This is a genomic window from Actinoplanes couchii (assembly GCF_016862075.1).
Lineage (GTDB): Bacteria > Actinomycetota > Actinomycetes > Mycobacteriales > Micromonosporaceae > Actinoplanes > Actinoplanes couchii.
The window spans coordinates 114,759-133,235 of sequence record NZ_BOMG01000096.1; the positions used below are offsets into that span (position 1 = coordinate 114,759).

An 18,477-nucleotide genomic window follows, 5' to 3' on the forward strand; every position below is an offset into this window, starting at 1 on the left:
GATCGATCGGTCGATCGGGTACCGTAGTATCGATTCCGTGACTGAACCGGCCGGCCGCCGGGTGCGCACCGCGGCCCTCGAACTCTTCGCCGAGCGCGGCTTCCACGGCACCGGCATCCGCGACCTCGCCCAGCGCGCCGGGCTGTCCACCGCGACGCTCTACCACTACATGGGCACCAAGGAAGACCTGCTGGCCGAGATCATGCGGGACAGCATGCGGCTGTTGCTGCTCGCGGCCGGACAGACCGGCACTTTCGGTACGCCCACCGAACGCATCGCCCGCCTCACCCAGATCCACGTGCTCGCGCACGCCGCCCGGCCCCTGCACACCCGGGTCGCCGACGACGAGATCCGCGCCCTGTCCGCCCCGGTCCGCGCCGAGATCACCGCGCTGCGCGACGAGTACGAGGACTTCTGGCAGTCCGCCATCGACGACGGCGTGACCAGCGGCGAGTTCCGGGTCGCCGCGCCCACGGTGGCCCGGCTGGCCCTGCTGGAGATGTGCAGCGGGGTGGCCCGGTGGTACCGCCCCGACGGCCCGCTCACCGCCTCCGAACTAGCCGCCCGCTACGTCGAGATGGCCCTCGGCCTGCTCACCGTCGACGGCGCGGCGCCGGCACTGGACCCGGGCGCCGCCGACGACATGAACGAGTTGGTGTCCGAGCTCTGGCCGCTTTAAGTTCGAACGGTGAGTGACCCTTGGGAAGCCCGGTGGGCGGCCAGCTGGACCCCGGCCGAGGTCGCCGCCCACCTCGCCGGCACGACAGTGCCCTGGTGCGTGGCCCCGGGCTGGGCGCTGGACCTGTTCCGCGGCGAGCAGACCCGCCCGCACGGCGACCTCGAAATCGCGATCCCGGCCGCGCGCTTCCCGGAGATCCGCGCGCGTTTCCCCGGCTACGTCTTCGACGCGGCGGGCGACGGCCAGGTCCGGGAGAACGCCACCGCGGACCAGATCGCCGCCACCCACCAGACCTGGCTACGCGACCCGGCCACCGGCGACTACAGGGTCGACGTCTTCCGGGAGCCACACGACGGCGACACCTGGATCTGCCGGCGCGACGAGACCATTCGCCTGCCGTACGACGAGATCATCCTCCGGAACGGCGACGGGATCCCGTACCTGAAACCGGAATTGGTCCTGCTCTTCAAAGCCAAACACCGGCGCGAGAAGGACCAGGCGGACTTCGACGGCACCCTGCCGCACCTGAGCCCGGCGCAGCGGGAGACACTGGCCGGGCTGCTGACCCGGGTGCATCCGGGGCACCCCTGGCTGACGTCACTGCATGGCGGTGGCCGGCGGGTGATCGAATGAGGCCGGGCAGTAGAAGGTGTAGAGCGAGTAACCGCGCCCGATCTGCACCTTGACGGTGTCCGGGGACGCGTCCGGGGCGTCCTCGATCGGACGCCAACTGCCGTACGAGTCGACCGAGCCCGCGGTGAAGATCAGTTTCTGCGTGGTGCCACAGACCGCACAGTTCATCGGGTACGGGTCGGTCAGCGACCAGTTCGCGAAGCCGCCGACCTTCCAGCCCGGGGCCAGTGACAGGTCTTCCTGATAGTTCGGGCGGTCGTCGTCCTCGTCGTCGTCCCACTCGTCGAGGCGCTCGCACAGGTCGTCGGGGAGCAGGTCGGCGTACTGGTACTCGCGAACCTGTTCCGGATGCACCACACACGGCACCGGCAGGTACAGCTTGCTGATCACCGACGGCTCGGGCGGCGCCTCCAGCACCGGGCCGATCGCCGCACTGTCCCGCCAGAAAAGGAACACACGCGGGTTGTAGTCCCGGTCCGCGTGGTCCACCGGACACCAGAGCACCTGCAACAGATCGGTGCCGTCCGGCCCGACGAAGTCCGGAACGTCCCGCCGGTACAACTGCGCGACCGGGATCAGCGGAATCGGGTCCTCGATCAGATCGTCGAGATCCACCACTGCGGCGGCCTCGAGCCCGGCCCGTTCCTCGTCGGTCAGGTATTCGCCACCCGCCCGCCGCCGGATCGCCGCGGCCGCATGGATCTCCCGATAACGGCGCACGGCGGCCGGGGTGGTCAGGTTGTACGGCTCGTGCGCCCCGGCATCGTCACACACCGGCCACGCCTCATCGGCCGGCCACAACAGAGGCCCACCGACCGAACTGTCCCCCACAGCCGGAGCTCCGGGCCGCGGATGCAGCCGGGTGGAGGTAGCGGAAAACTCCCGCAACTCGGGAAAAACCGCGGTGATGTCCAGAGGGCGCGGGGGCGTGGTGCGAGACATAGCGGTGGATCTTAGAGGACCGGTACGCGTATCCGCCCTGTTGTCGGCCCACGGCGCCGGGACACGCCGATGAGGATCGTCGCGACGCTTGCCAGGATCGGGCACCATGCACGCATGTCGATTGAACCGGCGGGTCAGCCGGGTACTCCTGCCGGGCAGAAGCCGTCCCGCTGGCTGTGGCTGATCTCCGATCCGGGTATCGCGCTGGCCGTCGTGTCGGTTGCGGTGCTCGGTATTGCGGGCGTTGTCTGGATGTGGGCGATCACCGGCGCAACATCCGGGGTGGAACGCGCGAAACTGCAGCTCGACGCGCTCAAGTTCGGTTTCGGAGTGTTCGCCGCCGCAGGCGCCTCCGCCGCTCTTCTGTTGGCGATCCGCCGGCAACGGCACACGGAGACCGCTCACCGGCTCGCCGAGGACAACTACCAGCTCGCTCGCGCCAACCATCAACTCGCGCAGGACAGCAGTGTTCTGGCTCGCCGGACACAGAGCCACAACGAAGCCGATGCGGGCGCCCGCCGGGTCACCGAACTGTATGCGGAAGCGGTCGAGCAACTCGGCTCGGACAAGACCGTCATCCGGCTGGGTGGAATGTATGCCCTGGAACGTCTCGCGCAGGACAACCCGGCCCAGCGGGCGACGATCGTCAACGTCCTCTGTGCGTACCTGCGGATGTCGTTCGAACCCCCGGAGACCACGCTCACGCCCGATACCGTCGGCTACGAGAAGAAGCTCGCCCGCAGCGAGCAGGCGGCACAGGAGTTGCAGGTGCGCCGCGCCGCCCAACAGATCCTCACCGACCACACCCGAATCCCACCAACACAGGCGGAAGACTCCGTCGGCACGGTCACCGCAGTCGCCGATGGAGCCGAGTCACCCGCGATCTTCTGGGCCGACGTCGATCTCGACGTGGCCGGCGCGGTCCTCGTGGGGTGGAACGCCGAGCGTTGCCAGTTCCGGTCAGCGGACTTCAGCCGATGCGTATTCCATGACGCAGCGTCGTTCCAGGAGGCGTCCCTCCACGGTGCCGCCAGTTTCGACCGTGCACAATTTCGGGACATCGCCCAGTTCACCCAGACAGTGTTCGATGCCGCCGCAACATTCGTCGGCACCGACTTCGGTAGATCCGCGAGATTCCATGGAACCCGGTTCAAAAAGATTGCCGACTTCCGTCGTGCATACTTTCACGACAGCGCCCATTTCCGTAACGCAAAATTCGGCGCTGATGCCCTCTTCGGGCGACCACTCCGGATGATCAGGGCACATAATGGCCTCGGCGGGGGAACACAACCACAATGGGGTGCGACATTCCGCTACCGGTCCACATTCGCTGACACCACCTTCATCGGGGTCGCGGCATTCGGCGGAACCGAGTTCCACGGAGAAACCACCATCGGCGAGGCCGTTTTCACCGATCCCGGAAAGCTTTTTCTACTCAACGCGCTCGCGCCCGGCAAGCGCTTCGGCGATGTCTGGCCTACGGGCTGGTATCTGCCGGATGGTGAGTCCCTGGTCAGGCAGAAACCGGCGGCTGAGGCCACCCAGCCGAGATCTGCTCCCGAGGGTGCTTGACGACGGCGGGCGGGTTCGGGGCAGACCCGCGGCGGACCGCGCTGATACGGTTCGCCGATGTCGCGCCGCAGCACTATCTACGACGTCGCGCGGGTCGCCGGCGTTTCGGTGGGGACGGTGTCGCGTGTCCTCAATGGGCATCCGGTCGGTGCGGCCAGTCGCGCGGCCGTGCAGCGGGCCCTGGTGAGCACCGGTTATGTGGCCAACCAGCATGCCCGCCGGCTCGCGGGTGCGCGCCCGGCGACCGTGGCGTTCCTGCACTGTGTGCCCGGGGACCGGCTGCTCGCCGACGCGAACGTCAACACGCTGCAACTCGACTGCCGGCGCGCTCTCGGCGACGAGGACATCATGATGGTCACCCCGGTGGCCGGTGGCGGGCCGTCCGACACCGCCGTCCGGGCGCTCGCCGCCCGCCTCGACGACCCGGTGCTGGTGTTCTCCGCGCCGCGCGACTCCACCGCGGTCGCCGACCTGGCCGGCCGTGGGGTGCCGGTGGTGTCCTGCGGGGTTCCGCTCGGCCACGAACGCCGTGTCTCCTACGTGACCACCGACGACCGCGACGGCGCCCAGCAGATCGTCAGCTATCTGCGCTCCCGCGGCCGCCGCCGGATCGCCACCATCACCGGCCCGATGGACCTGCCCGGCGGCGTCCAGCGGCTGGCCGGTTACCGGGACGCCGTCGGCACCTTCGACCCCGCGCTGGTCGTGCCCGGCGACTACACCTTCGAGGGCGGCCTGGCCGCGACCAGGCAGCTGCTGCGGCAGGCGCCCGACCTCGACGCGATCTTCGCCGCCTCCGACACGATGGCCGCCGGGGCGCTGGCCGCTTGCGAGCAGGCGGGCCGCCAGGTCCCCGGCGACGTCGCGGTCGCCGGCTTCGACGACGCGAAGATCGCCACCCAGACCCGGCTGACGACGGTACGAATCCCGTGGCACCGTTACGCCGCCCAGCTGACCATCCAGCTGCTGCGCCGGATGGCAGGCGACGAACCGTCCGGCGTCGTCATGCCGGTCGACCTGGTGATCCGGGCCTCAGCCTGACCGGTTCTCCGCGTGCCGGAACAGGTGGGCCTGCACGTCGGTCAGCCAGTACTCGCAGCGCCCGTCGTCGGCCCGGTCGGTGGACCAGAAAAGGTTGCGTTCGACCTCGAAGTTGAGCATTCCCGGGTGGGCGAAGGTCCCCGCCACCACCTTCGAGTTCCGCATCCCGGTGATCGTCGCCAACTGCGCCCCGGTGAACCGCCGGCCCGGCTGCTCCGCCAGCACCGTCAGAATCGCGCGGGCGTTCGGGCTGAGGAACTGGAAGATGAAGTCCTCGAACATCTTCTGATCGGTTTCGGCCCAGTCCGGATAGGTGAAGTCCTCGTAGTCCTCGGCGACCTGTTCCCGGCACTGCCGCACGGCGTCCTCGGCGGAGTCCGCCAGTACCTGACGGCAGAATCGCGCGTACCGGTCCTCCGGTCCGCAGTACTCGCCGGCCTCCAGCATCGCGACCTCGCCTCGATGGTCGCGGCGACCAGCAACTCGGGCTCGTCGGCGTCCTCGTCGACGAGCCCGATCACCGTGTAGGTCGTGAGGCCGAGCAGAACCGGCAGCGGCGGGTCAACCAGAACAGTCATGCCCGCGTTCATCGGCTCGCGGGTGCCGCACTTTACCGCTGTCGCAGACCGGTTCTGGTTCGTAGGGCTTCGGCGTCCGGGTGGCCGAGGTCGTCGAGGATCTCCAGGGCCTGGCTCCAGGAGCGGGCCGCGGATGCTTCGTGGCCGGCTGCCTGTTCGGTGTCGCCCAGGTGGACCAGGGTGTCGGCCTCCAGGTAGCGGTCGCACACCACGCGGTACAGGCGCAGGGCGTGGCCGAACGACGTGCGGGCGTCGTCGTACGCGGCCAGGTGGTGTTGGGCGTAGCCCAGGCTGTCCCAGGCGGCCGCCTCGCCGTTCAGGTTGCCGGCCCGCCGCTGTTCGTCGATCGCGGCGTGGCACTCCCCCACGGCCTGATCAAAATCGCCCATCAGGATGTACGTCCACCCGGTCTCGTTGTGCACGGTGGCCCGGCCGCGGATCTGCCCGATGCCGGTGTAGAGGTCGGCGGCGATCCGGTAGTGCTGCAGCGCGTCCCGGTGGTCGCCGCGCTGGTTGGCGAGGAAGGCCAGCAGCCGGTGGGTGAACGACAGGCCGTCGTGGTCGTCGATCTCGGTGAACAGGGCCACGGCCCGGCGCAGGTGTTCGTCGGCTTCGGGCCGGTTCTGCAGGCGGCCCTCGGCGAAGCCCAGCGATCGTTCGGCGCAGGCCAGGCCGTGCCGGTCGTCGTCTGCTTCGGCGGACCGGACCGCCGTGAGCTGGAGTTCGCGCTGGATCTGCCAGCGGCCGGTGCGGTCCAGGTGGGGTTCCAGGACGGTGGCCAGCTGCCAGCGGTACCGGTGGGACTCCGGATCGTCCTGCCGGGTGGTGGCGAGCAGCACCGGCAGCTCGTCGTCGATCCAGGCCAGCGCTGCGGCGGCATCGGCGAACGTGATCGGGGCGGCGTCCGGGTCCGGTGCGGCGGGCCGGAACGGGGTGCGGCCGGCGAACATCAGTTCCACCGCCGCGTACGCGCTGTGCAGGTAATGGTCGTGCAGCCGCTGCCGGGAGCCGGTGTCGGGGGCGGCGAGTGCGGTGCCATACGCCCGCAACAGGTCGTGGCATCCGTATCTGCCGACCGTGGGTTCGGTGATCAGGTGGGCGCGTAGCAGCTCGGTGAGTGGCGCCCGTAGTTCGGTCTCCGGCACTCCGGCGAGGACCGCCGCCGCGGTGGCCGAGCAGTCCGGGCCGGGGTGTGGGGCGAGCAGCCGGAACAGGCGGGCGGCAGCCGGGCTGAGCACCTGGTAGGACCAGTCGAAGACGCTGCGGGCGTCGGAGCGGGCGCTCTCGCCGGTGAACGCGCCGAGCCCGCCGCGGTGGCGACGCAGGTCGGCGACGATCGACGACAGCGGGAGGCCGGGGTTCATCGCGGCGCGGGCGCTGACCATGGCCAGGGCCAGCGGCAGCCGGCCGCAGTGCTCGACGATGCCGGCGACCGCGTCCGGTTCCCGGCCGGTGCGGCGGGCGCCGAGACGCCGGGTCAGCAGGTCGGTGGCCTCCGCGGTGGACAGCGGTTCCAGGGTGACCGTGCCGGCGCCGTGCCCGGCGACCAGGTCGACGAGCTGGTGGCGGCTGGTGACGACGGTGAGGCAGCCGGGCGCGCCGGGCAGCAGCGGCAGGACCTGGGCGCTGTCGCGGGCGTTGTCCAGCAGGATCAGGACGCGGCGGTCGGTGAGCAGGCTGCGGAACAGGGCGGATCGGGCGTCGAGGGTGGCCGGGACGTCCCCGGGTGCGATGCCGAGTGCTTCGAGCAGTGTGTGCAGCGCGTGGGCGGGGTTGACGGCGCCGTCGGGGTGGAAGCCGCGCAGGTCGAGGTGAAGCTGACCGTCGGGGTAGCGGCCGGCGATCCGGTGTGCCCAGTGCACGGCGAGGCTGGTCTTGCCGACTCCGGCCATGCCGCCGATGGTGACCACGGTGGCCCAGTCGATCTCGGTGAGCAGGGCGAGTTCCTCGTCGCGGCCGGTGAAGACGGGCAGGGCGGCGGGCAGTTGCGCGGGGCGTACCGCAGCGGGTGCGGGTTTCTTCGGGGTGGCCGGTTCCCGTTGCAGGACGCGCAGGTGGGCGGCCTGCAGTTCAGGGCCGGGGTCGAGGCCGAGTTCGTCGGCGAGCGCCTCCCGGATCCGCTGGTGGACGTCGAGGGCTTCGGCCTGGTGGCCGGTGGCGGCCAGCAGCAGCATCAGCCGGGACTGCAGGACTTCGTCGAGGGGGTGCTTCGCGGCGGTCTGCCGGGTCAGGTCGAGCACCCGGCCGGCGACCGCGGGGCCGGCGGCCGGGGCGGTCTCGGCGGCGGCTTTGACGGCGGCGAGCAGTTCGGCGTCGACGGTGGTGAACGCCGGGTGCGTGCGGATCTCGGCGGGCAGGCCGGCGGCGACCGGGCCCTGCCACAGGGCGAGCGCCTCGGTCAGCAGCTCGGCTGCCCGGCCCGGCTCGCCGGTGTGGCCGGCCTGTGCGCGCAGGGCCCGGAAGCGGCCCAGGTCCACCGAGTGCGGGTCGATGTCGAGCCGGTAGCCGCCGGCTCCGCGGATCAGCCACCGGGAGGTGCCGCGGACCGGCAGATCCGGGTCGAACAGGCGGCGCAGTGCTCCGATGTGCCGGTGCACGACGTTGGCGGCGGTGTCCGGGGGCTGGGCGCCCCACAGGACGTCGACGATCTCGTGCAGTGGGACCGGGTGGCCGGCCCGGGTCAGCAGCAGTGCCAGGATCGCCTGTTGTTTGGGGGGCCCGGGGTCGATCTCGGTGTCGCCGCGCCACCCTCGCACCGGGCCCAGCACGGCGAACGTCAGCGGTGCGCTCAACGGGCTGTGTGGCGGCGGAGGAACCGGGAGCGCATGGCGTGGCCTTTCGTCAACGGAAGGTCGGCGGTGCAGCCCGTCGAGGATATCGTCGGTTGCCCATCTCCTCCTCGTAGACTGACTAGTAACTCTACACGGGCCGAATCCAGGCGGGCAGACCCTTGGCCCCGGCCAGAACCCGGGCGGCCTCGGTCTCGGCCGCCGCCTCGATCTGGGCTCCGCGGCTGCGCAGCAGGTCGGCGAGGGCGGCCCGGGCCGGGATCAGCGGCCACGCCGCCCCGACCCGGGCGGCCTCGGCGATCACCTCGCGCAGACCCTGTTCGGCGGCGTCCAGGTCACCCTGACGGTGACGCAGCCGGGCCAGGTGGAGCTGGGCGTCCGGCATGGCCAGCGGCAGCCGGTGCGGCCGGTCGAGGAACCGCAGCAGCCGCAGTTCCAGGCCGTCGCACCGGCCGGTGGCCAGATCCAGGGCGAACGCGGTCAACTCGACCAGGGGCCGCAGCCGCTCGTAGTCGGCGTCGTCGACCAGCTGACGGCCGATGTCCAGCATCGCCGCGGCCAGCCCGGTGTCACCGACGTGCAGCGCCCCCTGGGCCCCCAGTTCAGGCAGGCGCGGGCGCGCTCACGCGGATGCCCGGCCAGGCCCGCGGCGGCGTCGGTGACCGCGCGGGCCGCGCCGGGGGCGCCGCTCTCCAGGAGCAGGGACAGGCGGGCGATCTCGACGGCCAGCACCGCGGACGGATCGCCGGAGTCGGCGGCGGCCCGGGCTGCCCGGGCGCAGTGGTCCTGGTGTTCGGTCAGGTGACGGTCGACGACGGTGTCGGGGGCGGACAGCACCGCCAGCGCGCGGGCCCTCCGGCCGTGGTGACGCAGGAAGGGCACGGCCCGTTCGATCTCCTGGTAACCGGCCCGGGCCTCGCCCTGCTGGCGCAGCATCCGGCCCAGGGCCAGGCCCAGTTCGCCACGGGCTCCGGGTGGCAGGCGGCGGTCGGCGATCAGGTCACGCAGTACCGGGATGGCGGAGGTCTGCGCCACGCTCTCGATGGCGGACCGGGCCAGTTTCCCGGCCAGCCGGACCCGGACCGGGCGGGGCAGGTCACGGTGGGCGACGGCGTCGAGCAGGAAGCGGGCGGCGGTCGCGTCGTCGCCGCGGGCGGTGGCCAGGGCGGCTGCGGCCTCGGCATTGCGGACGTGGTCGGCGGGGCTGTCCGCCGCCCGGTAGTGGTGGGCGAGCCGGGCGTACGGGCGGGGCTGCTGCTCCTCGAGGAACCGGGCGGTACGCAGGTGCAGCAGCCGGCGGGTGACCGGGGGCAGCAGTTCGTGGACCACCTGCCGGGCCAGGGTGTGCCGGAACCACAGCCGCCCGTCCCGCTGGTGCAGGAAACCGGCTGCCCGGGCCCGGTTCAGGGCGGCGGTGATCGTACCGGCGCCGGTGTGCAGGATCGCGGACAGTGGGCGCGGGTCGGCGGCCTGGCCCAGCACCGCGGCCGCGCCGAGGATCTCCCGGCTGGTCTCGTCGAGACGGTTCAGGCGGGCCACCAGGACGTCCCGCAGCAGGGCGGGCACGGCGAGGGTGTCCGGGTGCCGCCGGTCGTGCCGGGCCCCGTCACCGTCGCCGGTCAGGGACCGCACCACCTCCTCGACCAGGAACGGGATGCCCGCGGTGCGTTCGTAGAGGGAGGAGCCGGTGTCCGCGGACAGGGCCGCGGCGAGCCGTCCGACCTCCGCCCTGGTCAGCGGCGGCACCCGCAGGCGGGTCACCGCCGGGCCCGGGTGCCAGCCGGCGGGCAGCTCGTTGCTGCGCACGGTGATCAGCACCTTCAGGCCCGGGACCGGGTGGGCGCCCAGGTGGTCGATCAGGTCCAGGGTCGCCGGGTCGGCCATCTGCAGGTCCTCGATGGCCAGCGCCACCGGAGCGAGCGAGGCGAGCAGGGCCGCCGCCGCGCGCAGCAGCCGGGCGCGTTCGGCGTCCGGATCGGGCAGCGCCGACGGCAGCAGATCGGTCAGGGCGCCGGTGGCGTGTGCGACCCGGAGCCCGTCGATCAACGGCCCGAGCGGTTGCGGTTCGCGCAGGTCGTCGCAGTGGGCGACGATCACCGGCAGCCCGCCGTCGCGCAGCGACTCGGCGGCCAGGCGGCTCTTGCCGACGCCCGGCTCCCCGGTGAGGAGCACGAACGGCGCGGCGCGCACGGCGGCGAGCAGCCGGCGCCGGCCGATGAAGGGGCCGGGCGTGGGCAGCGCGAACAACGCGGTCAGCTGTGAGGACACCGCAAAGGACAGTAGCGCGAACGGTTTCCGGCACCGGCGCGTTCGATTTCCGGATCGTTAACGTCCATGATCGACAACTGCCGCATCGATCACCGTGCTTGTAGCGTCACCCGCACTTCAAGCCTCTGATCGAGTCGAGGTACTACGTTGAGGATCTTCCCCATCGGCGGCGTCCTGGTGGTGCTGGCCGCGTTCGCGGTGACCCCGCCGGCGCACGCCCAGGCACCCACCGGCACCGCCCCCACATCATCGAGCACGACCATCACCCTGATCACCGGCGACCGGGTGACCGTCCGGCCCGGAGTCACCACGGTGGCGGGCCCGGCCGGTGAGCAGATCGGCGCGCACATCACCACCATCGGGCCGGACACCTACGTCTACCCCGACAGCGCCCTGCCGCACGTCGGCTCCGGCAAGCTGGACAAGCGGCTGTTCAACGTCTCCTACCTGCTACGGGAGGGGTACGCCGACTCCGCGACCACCCGGCTGCCGGTCATCCTCGGTTACTCGGGCAGCACCGCCGCCCTGCCGAAGGCCAGCACCGCGGTCCGGTCGCTGCCGAGCATCAACGGGCGGGCGATCAGCACCGACCGTACCCGCGCGAAGGAATTCTGGTCCTCGGTCACGCAGCAGTCGAGCGGCATCAGCAGGGTGTGGCTGGACGGCCGGGTGCACGCCACCCTGTCCGACAGCGTGGCGCAGATCGGCGCCCCGGCGGTGTGGGCGGGCGGCAACACCGGCACCGGTGTCGACGTGGCGGTGCTGGACACCGGTGTCGACGCCGGGCACCCGGACCTGGCCGGCCGGATCGAGTCGAGTGTCAGCTTCGTCCCCGGTGAGGACGTCACCGACGGCCACGGCCACGGCACCCACGTGGCGTCGACGATCGCCGGCACCGGAGCCGCCTCGAACGGCGCGGAGCGGGGTGTCGCACCCGGCGCCGACCTGGAGATCGGCAAGGTTCTCGACAACGGCGGCTCCGGCCAGGACTCCTGGATCATCAGCGGCATGGAGTGGGCGGCCCGGGACCGCAAGGCGAAAGTGATCAGCATGAGCCTGGGCGGCTCCCCCACCGACGGCACCGACCCGATGAGCGTGGCCGTCGACGAGCTCAGTGCCGAGACCGGTGCCCTGTTCGTGATCGCGGCCGGCAACAGCGGACCGGCCCCGTCCACCGTCGGATCGCCGGGCGCCGCCGACGCCGCGCTGACCGTCGGCGCGGTGGACGGCGACGACAAACTCGCCGAGTTCTCCAGCCGGGGCCCGCGCCTGGTCGACAACGCGCTCAAGCCGGAGATCACCGCGCCTGGTGTGGACATCCTGGCCGCCCGGTCGCAGTACTCGACCGAGGGTGAGGGCTACTACCGGACGATGAGCGGCACGTCGATGGCGACACCGCACGTGGCCGGGGCTGCCGCGCTGCTGGCCGCGCAGCACCCGGGCTGGACCGGGCAGCAGCTCAAGGACGCCCTGGTCAGCACCGCGAAACAGACGCCGGACTTCACCGCGTACGAGGCAGGCAGTGGCCGTCTCGACATCGCCGCGACCACGAAGGCGACGGTGTTCGCCACCGGCACCGCTTACCTGGGCGCGCACGAACTGGGCGACGGAACAAAGGCCGAGCAGCCGATCACGTATACCAACACCGGCGCCACGGCTGTCGACCTGAACCTGGCGGTGACCGGTTCTGATCTGTTCACGCTCTCCGCGGCGAAGGTCACCGTGCCGGCCGGTGGCACCACGACCGTCACGGTGGCGACCGACCTGGCCCGCCTGACCGAGCGCGGCACCTGGACCGGATCGGTCGTCGCGACCGGCCCCGGCGGCACGGTGGCCGACACGGTTGTCGGGCTCAGCACCGAGGACCAGCCCCGGCACCTCACCATCACCCCCACCGGCCGGCGCGGCGAGCCGATGCCCGGCCTGATCAACCTGATCCGTGAGGGCGACCCGGCCGGCCTCTACTACAGTTTCCTGTCCCCGGACGGCGGGCCGATCGACGTACTCGTACCGCAGGGTCGTTATGCGATCTGGATGTACGGCGACGTCGAAGGCGCGCACGGCCCGAACTCCCGCGGCGTCGCCCTGGTCACCGCGCCGACCGTCGTCGTCGAGGAGCACACGTCGGTGGCGCTGCCGGCGGCCGCCACCCGCCAGCTCCAGGCGATCACCCCGAAGACCTCGACCGACCTGGAGGTACGCCTGGACTACCACCGCGAGCTGGGCGGCACCTCGTCGGCCACCGACTCGTACATCCTGTCCCGCTGGTACGACAGCATGTGGGTCGTCCCCGGTCAGAAGGCCCGCGACGGCCGGATGTCGGTGACCGCCCGCTGGCGCAAGACCGAGCCGGTGGTGTCCCTCGGCGACGCCTACGACGACCTGATCCTGCTCCCCGGATCCACCGCACCGGCCGAGGGCACCAGGCAGCTGCCGGCCGTCTTCAACACCTACACCAAGGACAGGATTGCCGTCGTACGCCGCGGCGACCTCGACGATCAGGTGGCCGCGGCCGAGAAGGCGGGTGCCGCGATGCTCACCGTCGTCAACGACGAGCCGGGCCGTTACGTCGACGCCACCTACCGGACGAAGATCCCGGTGGTGTCGCTGACCAAGGACAGCGGCGAACGCCTGATCACCCAGCTCGCCAAGGGCCCGGTGTCCCTGCGCGTCACGTCCGACCCGAGCCCCGACTACCTGTACGACCTGGTTCGTTACTGGCCGGACGGCGTACCGAAATCGGTCACCTACCGGCCCACCGAGCGGGAACTGGCCCGGGTCGACGTCGACTTCCAGAGCACCTCGGACCGGGAGATCTCCGAGAAGCGGTTCGACAGGAACCCGGACATGCCGGTGAAGACCGGTAACACCCGGATCATGCTCTCCGGCCGGTTCCGCACCGACTGGGTCACCGCGCAGCCCGGCGTCACCTGGTCCACCGACATGGACGACCTCTACTCGTTCCAGCTCGGCGGAAGCAGGACCTACCAGCCCGGCAGCCGTACGACGGAGAAGTGGCTCGGCGCGATCCAGCGTCCACGGATCAACGACGCGGTCACCCTCCCGCACCGCGACGGCGACCGGATCGTCGCCGAGATCCCCGGCTGGGGTGACTCCGGCGCGAACCACGCCGGGGTGGCGTTCCCGGACGGCGGCGAGATGACGGCGACGCTCACCCAGGGCGGCAAGGTCCTCGAGAAGAACGAGTACAACTGGATCGACCGCAACTCCGGCCTGAACCCGGCGCGGCTGCCGTACCGGCTGGTCACCACCACGGTCCGCAGTGGATCCTCGTCGGTCCGGACCAGCACCGCCTGGGACTTCGTCTCGGACGTGCGGACCACGCGGCTGCCGTTGATCCAGCTCGACTACGCGGTGGACACCGACATCGCCCACCTGGCCGCCCGGTCGACGCCGATCACCGTCACCCCGTCGCACCTGCCCGGAGCACCGGGCAGCGCGTCGATCACGTCGGTGACGCTGGACGTGTCCTACGACGAGGGTGTCACCTGGTCGGCGCAGCGGCTGCGCAAATCCGGCGGCGCCTGGACGGCGGACCTGCGGGCCCCGTGGAGCGCGCAGCACGTCACGCTCCGGACCAGTGCGAAGGACAAACACGGCAACCGTGTCGAGCAGACGATCACCCGGGCCTTCGGCTTGAAGTGATCGATGTGCCGGGCCGTGGCGATCACTGCCGCGGCCCGGCACATATCGGTTCGACGGCTCCGCGCAGGGCCCGATCGTGCAGGTCGTCGAGGTGATAGCGGCGGTCCGCGGCCACCACCGCGAACCGTCGCGCCACCGCACAACCGGCGGTCGGCCCGCGCAGCTCCCGGGTGGCGGCCAGCTGGGTGATGAACTGCCCGGTGATCCGGTCGAGCGCCGGGCGAACCTCGGTGGCGAGGTCGGGACGTTTTGTGGGCGCCTGCTCCGGGCGGGCGGTCCACTTCTCGAACAGGCCGCGCTGGACGACCTTGCTCATCTCGATCTGAGCCCGGAAGAAGGCCACGGTCCCAGCGGTGTCCAGCCCCGCGGCGGTTGCCAGTGCCGCGGCCCGATCGAGGACCTGCTTCTCCCGTACCGGATCATCAATCGGGTTCGACGTGCCGAACTTGGCAGCGGCAACCCGGTCGGCGAGCAGCAGACGCTCAGCGGAAAGCCCGACCAACGACCCGAGCCCACCACCGCTCGGCACGCTCACGGCAATCAGCCCGACCACCAGAAGTTCGCGAATAGCCACAAAACGCATGATATGGCCACTCACCCGAACTCACCGCGGATCGACACCCCGAGACGGCCGGCGCGGATCGTACAGTGTGGACACACCGGCGACGGGGCCGGGTGGACCGGGACAGGAGCGGAATTCATGACCACTTCCGAGGGCATGTCGGTGATCGCGCTGGGGGCGCACATCCTGGACACCCTGGTGACGCCGGTCGAGGCGATCCCCGACGGGCAGGCCGGGGTCGTCGTCGACCGGATCAGGATGACCGCCGCCGGGCCGGCCGGTGGGACCGCCCTCGTGCTGGCGAAACTCGGCGCCACCGTGCGCAGTGCGGGCGCGATCGGCACCGACCCGATCGGCGACCTGCTCCTGGCACTGCTCAACGAGCACAACATCGACACCGATCTGCTGGTACGGCGTACCGAAGCCCAGACCTCGGCCAGCGTCGTCCCGGTCCGCCCCGACGGATCGCACCCCAGCCTGCACGTGATCGGCGCCAACGGCGCCTACACCCTGGACGACGTGCCGTGGGACGCCATCCGCACCGCCACCCACCTGCACCTCGGCGCCCCCGAGCTGCTGGGTGGCGAGGCCGCCGGGAAGATCCTGTCGTTCGCCCGCGAACACGGCGTGGTCACCTCGGTCGACTGTCTGGTGCCGGGTGAGCCGTCCTGGCTGGAGTGGATCGAGGCCTGCCTGCCGCACGTGGACCACCTGCTGCCCAACGACGACCAGGTGACCGGCTGGACCGGCACCGCGAGCCTGCTGGAAGGCTGCCGCCAGCTGCGCGAACGTGGTGTCAGAACGGTCGCCGCCACCGCCGGGGCGGCCGGTGCCGTGGTGGTCAGCGCCGACGGCGAGTTCATCGTGCCCGCCCTGCCCACCGATGTCGTCGACACCACCGGCTGCGGCGACGCGTTCTCCGCCGGTTATCTGCGTGCGCTGAGCCTGGGCAAGCGCCCGGAGGAGGCGGCCGTGCTGGGTTGTGCCGTGGCCGCCCAGGTGGCCGCCGGTCTCGGCACCGACCACGGCGACTTCACCCTGGAGTCGCTGCTGTCGGCCTGAGCGATGCCCTGGTCCGGCGCCGGCTCAGCCCGGCGCCGATCAGGGCCAGGGACAGCAGCGGCAGCGGGTGACCGATGACGAACGCGAGCACCAGGTCGGCCAGCCCACCGAGGACCGTGGCGACGAAGATCCAGCGCGGGCCGACGGCCGGGGCGGTGCGCTGCTGAGGGCGTACCCGGCCGAAGGGTTTGGCGATCGAGAGCCACCCCTGGAACGCGATCGCGCTCGCCATCAGCGCCCCACCGGCGACCTGCCACGGGGTGGGCCCGGCCGCGGCCGCGTGGTTCAGGGCCGGCGACAGCAGGAAGATCCCGACGTTGAGCTGGACCATGGTGATGACGAATTTGATCAGCACCCACCAGTGCCGGAAGAAGCCCCACGGGGTGGCCGCGGCCAGCATGATCCCGGTGAACGCCGACGCGTCGGCCATCGGCGCGAGCAGCCGCCCGTCCAGGACGAGGGCCATCGAGGTGGCCGCGTCCTGTTCGGTTCCGGGACCGGCGGCCAGCCCGGTCGCGAGCAGCACACACAGCGCCATCGCCTGCGCCATCCAGCCCACCGACGTGAGCACATGCAACCAGACCGCCAACTGCCGCCACCGTTTCACCATGGCTCGATGCTGCCGACGCCGACAGCCGACTTTCCATGCGGTGAACCCCGGAAACCAAGGTCAGGGTGCGGTACGCCCTGAGGCGCTGGCCAAACCGCAGGCCTCGGCCAGCGCCCGGGCCCCGGCCGGATCCCCGTGCCGGGCCAGCGCCGCTGCGAGACGCCGGCCGATCATCAGTGCCGTCCGTTCCTGATCAGCGTTCTTCATCAGGATGTGCAGGGTGCTGAAGTCGCCGGTCCCGGCCGCCGCCGCGGCCAGCCAGTCGGCCCAGCGGGCGGCGTTCTCCGGAACGAACCGGTCGAGCAGCCGCGCGGCCGCCGCCCGGTTCACCGGACCAAGCCGGACGGCCAGGGCTGTGCTGTCCGGTGGCCACGACACCGACCGGGCCGCCGTGATGGCGAAGACCTCGGCGAACACGTCGGGGCCGGCGTCCGCGGCGACTTCGAGCAACGCCGCCGTCAAGCTGCACCGCCGGGCCGGGATGCCGTGCAGGACGTCCATCGCCGCACCGGTCCGGCCGGTGGCGAGCAGACCGGCCGCCAGGCCCGCGTCGGCATGGGCCCGATCGCTGCGCAACGTCTCCCGCAGCAGCGGCACCCGGATGTCGATGATCTCCGTGCGCAGGTCTGGATCGGCGAACACAAACGCCCGGTGGAGCAGGTCGGCGACGTGCGCGATCCGCTCCTGGTGGATGACGTGCGAGCTCATCATCACGTCGAGCAGTGCCCGCAGACGATCCCCGGTCGCCAGCTCGGGCCGATCGGCCAGCCGGCGCAGGATCTCGGTCACCAGTACGGCAGGGCCGAAGCCGCCGACCCGGCAGTCCCGCATCCTGGCCAGTTCGCTCAGTGCGTCGTCGACCCGGCCGAACGTGAGCAGCACCCGGGCGAACCGATGCCGGTGGATCATCTGCTGGTCCCGTTCCCGGCTCGCTTTCGGGCAGGCCCGGAACGCGGCCACCACCGCCCGGGCGTCACGCTCGTCGGTCACCAGCCCGGCCACCGCGACCAGGGCCAGCTGCCGGGCCCGTGGCTGCAGCCGGGCCGCCAGTTCCAGGGCCTCGGCGAGCCGGCCCGCCTCCACCAGGGCACCGGCCAGGGGCGCCGCGTCGTACCGCTCGCCCGGCTCGTCCAGCGCACCACACCGCCGATCGATCTCAGCCAGCCCGAGCGGGGCCAGCAGGGCGGCAGCCGCGGCCAGCCGCACCCGGCCGGTCACGCCGAGGATCTCCGCCCACCGGTCCAGCCGCTCCGGCTCGCCACGATGCGTCTCGGCCAGCACGGCCAGGACACCACTGATCCGGAACGCCCAGGCCCGATGATGCGGGGTGTTCCGCCGCTCCTCGTGCTCCCAGACCGTGAGCACCGTCCGCAGCAGCGTCTCCTCGGCCTCGTCCGACCCGGCCGCGAACCGGGCGACCACCCCCGGCAACGGAAAGGCCTCGGCGGACCGGGCGTTGATCCGCCCGTCCTCGACCACCGCGTCCAGCAGCGCCCGGCCGTGCTCGCCGCGCAGCCGCCGCACCACCGGCAACGTGGACAGGGGCACCGACCGGTCACTGCGCAACACGGTGATCAGCAGGTCGACGGCGGCCCCGGATCCCCGGCGTCGAGAAGCGCACCGGCCCACGCGACCCGGTCGGCGTCGGAGGCCGGCGGAGTCTCCCCCGGGACGAACCGGTCGATGATCTGGTGCCCGGCTGCTTTCATGCCGCGGATCTTAACTATCCCTGTGGTGGCAGGGCCGCGACCAGGCGATGGTCGGTGGCGAGTGGGCCGGTTCGTGCGGCCGAGCCCGGCGAGCCGAGGTCGTCGAAGAAGGCCGAGTTCGCCTCGATGTAGTCGCGGAAGGTGGCCGGTACGTCGTCCTCGAAGAGGATCGCCTCCACCGGGCAGGCCGGTTCACACGCCCCGCAGTCCACACACTCGTCGGGGTGGACGTAGAGCATCCGCTCACCCTCGTAAATGCAGTCCACCGGGCACTCGTCCACACAGGGTTTGGCACAGCTGGGCCTTTTGTTAAGCGGTCGTGGGTTTTAGTGTGTTTTGGTGGCTCTTGTTCGTCTGGCTCCGGCG

At 71.5% G+C, this 18,477-nt stretch carries 15 protein-coding genes and 1 pseudogene; 6 read left to right on the plus strand and 10 right to left on the minus strand.

Annotation, left to right across the window (positions count from 1 at the left end; all coding sequences use genetic code 11):
- Positions 1-37: 37 nt before the first annotated feature.
- Both Aco03nite_RS38630 and Aco03nite_RS38635 read left to right on the plus strand, forming a co-directional pair.
- Positions 38-679: a TetR/AcrR family transcriptional regulator gene (locus Aco03nite_RS38630; protein WP_203805421.1), complete on the plus strand. Its 642-nt coding sequence runs from the start codon at positions 38-40 to the stop codon at positions 677-679.
- 9 nt (positions 680-688) lie between these two features.
- Complete coding sequence (locus Aco03nite_RS38635) at positions 689-1,312, plus strand: nucleotidyltransferase domain-containing protein (protein WP_203805423.1); 624 nt, start codon at positions 689-691, stop codon at positions 1,310-1,312.
- Here the strand turns inward: Aco03nite_RS38635 and Aco03nite_RS38640 are convergent.
- Complete coding sequence (locus Aco03nite_RS38640; protein WP_203805425.1) at positions 1,277-2,086, minus strand: hypothetical protein; 810 nt, start codon at positions 2,084-2,086, stop codon at positions 1,277-1,279. The genes Aco03nite_RS38635 and Aco03nite_RS38640 overlap by 36 nt on opposite strands.
- A 237-nt stretch (positions 2,087-2,323) precedes the next feature.
- Between Aco03nite_RS38640 and Aco03nite_RS38645 the strand changes: the two genes are divergently transcribed.
- A complete protein-coding gene (locus tag Aco03nite_RS38645) occupies positions 2,324-3,826 on the plus strand; it encodes a pentapeptide repeat-containing protein (RefSeq protein ID WP_203805427.1) in 1,503 nt (500 codons plus the stop codon).
- Between the two features lie 57 nt (positions 3,827-3,883).
- Complete coding sequence (locus Aco03nite_RS38650; RefSeq protein WP_203805429.1) at positions 3,884-4,867, plus strand: LacI family DNA-binding transcriptional regulator; 984 nt, start codon at positions 3,884-3,886, stop codon at positions 4,865-4,867.
- On the opposite strand, the gene Aco03nite_RS38655 is transcribed toward Aco03nite_RS38650, so the two are convergent.
- From Aco03nite_RS38655 to Aco03nite_RS38670, 4 genes are all read right to left on the minus strand, one after another.
- Positions 4,859-5,314, minus strand: coding sequence for a DUF6416 domain-containing protein (locus tag Aco03nite_RS38655; RefSeq protein ID WP_203805431.1), 456 nt, complete (start codon positions 5,312-5,314; stop codon positions 4,859-4,861). The two genes, Aco03nite_RS38650 and Aco03nite_RS38655, sit on opposite strands and share 9 nt — an antisense overlap.
- A 163-nt stretch (positions 5,315-5,477) precedes the next feature.
- On the minus strand, positions 5,478-8,237 hold the full coding sequence (locus tag Aco03nite_RS38660) for an AfsR/SARP family transcriptional regulator (RefSeq protein WP_203805433.1): 2,760 nt from the start codon (positions 8,235-8,237) through the stop codon (positions 5,478-5,480).
- Between the two features lie 127 nt (positions 8,238-8,364).
- Positions 8,365-8,784 (minus strand): hypothetical protein, encoded by a 420-nt coding sequence (locus Aco03nite_RS38665; protein WP_203805434.1) that lies wholly within the window; start codon positions 8,782-8,784, stop codon positions 8,365-8,367.
- Complete coding sequence (locus tag Aco03nite_RS38670; RefSeq protein ID WP_203805436.1) at positions 8,715-10,502, minus strand: ATP-binding protein; 1,788 nt, start codon at positions 10,500-10,502, stop codon at positions 8,715-8,717. The genes Aco03nite_RS38665 and Aco03nite_RS38670 overlap by 70 nt, the downstream gene beginning before the upstream one ends.
- A gap of 147 nt (positions 10,503-10,649) precedes the next feature.
- Between Aco03nite_RS38670 and Aco03nite_RS38675 the strand changes: the two genes are divergently transcribed.
- Complete coding sequence (locus Aco03nite_RS38675) at positions 10,650-14,168, plus strand: S8 family serine peptidase (protein ID WP_203805438.1); 3,519 nt, start codon at positions 10,650-10,652, stop codon at positions 14,166-14,168.
- Between the two features lie 22 nt (positions 14,169-14,190).
- Here Aco03nite_RS38675 and aroQ read toward each other — a convergent pair whose 3' ends face one another.
- Entirely contained in the window at positions 14,191-14,742 is a 552-nt protein-coding gene (gene aroQ / locus Aco03nite_RS38680) for a gamma subclass chorismate mutase AroQ (protein WP_203805440.1), read from the minus strand.
- Between the two features lie 126 nt (positions 14,743-14,868).
- Between aroQ and Aco03nite_RS38685 the strand changes: the two genes are divergently transcribed.
- Positions 14,869-15,792: a carbohydrate kinase family protein gene (locus Aco03nite_RS38685; protein ID WP_203805442.1), complete on the plus strand. Its 924-nt coding sequence runs from the start codon at positions 14,869-14,871 to the stop codon at positions 15,790-15,792.
- On the opposite strand, the gene Aco03nite_RS38690 is transcribed toward Aco03nite_RS38685, so the two are convergent.
- From Aco03nite_RS38690 to fdxA, 4 genes and pseudogenes are all read right to left on the minus strand, one after another.
- A complete protein-coding gene (locus tag Aco03nite_RS38690; protein WP_203805444.1) occupies positions 15,764-16,402 on the minus strand; it encodes a hypothetical protein in 639 nt (212 codons plus the stop codon). The two genes, Aco03nite_RS38685 and Aco03nite_RS38690, sit on opposite strands and share 29 nt — an antisense overlap.
- 60 nt (positions 16,403-16,462) lie before the next feature.
- Positions 16,463-17,971, minus strand: coding sequence for a hypothetical protein (locus tag Aco03nite_RS38695; RefSeq protein ID WP_203805446.1), 1,509 nt, complete (start codon positions 17,969-17,971; stop codon positions 16,463-16,465).
- A gap of 5 nt (positions 17,972-17,976) precedes the next feature.
- Complete coding sequence (locus Aco03nite_RS54335; protein ID WP_275415945.1) at positions 17,977-18,111, minus strand: hypothetical protein; 135 nt, start codon at positions 18,109-18,111, stop codon at positions 17,977-17,979.
- Between the two features lie 14 nt (positions 18,112-18,125).
- A pseudogene (gene fdxA, locus Aco03nite_RS38700) lies at positions 18,126-18,401 on the minus strand (ferredoxin); the annotation flags it as partial.
- Positions 18,402-18,477 lie beyond the last annotated feature (76 nt).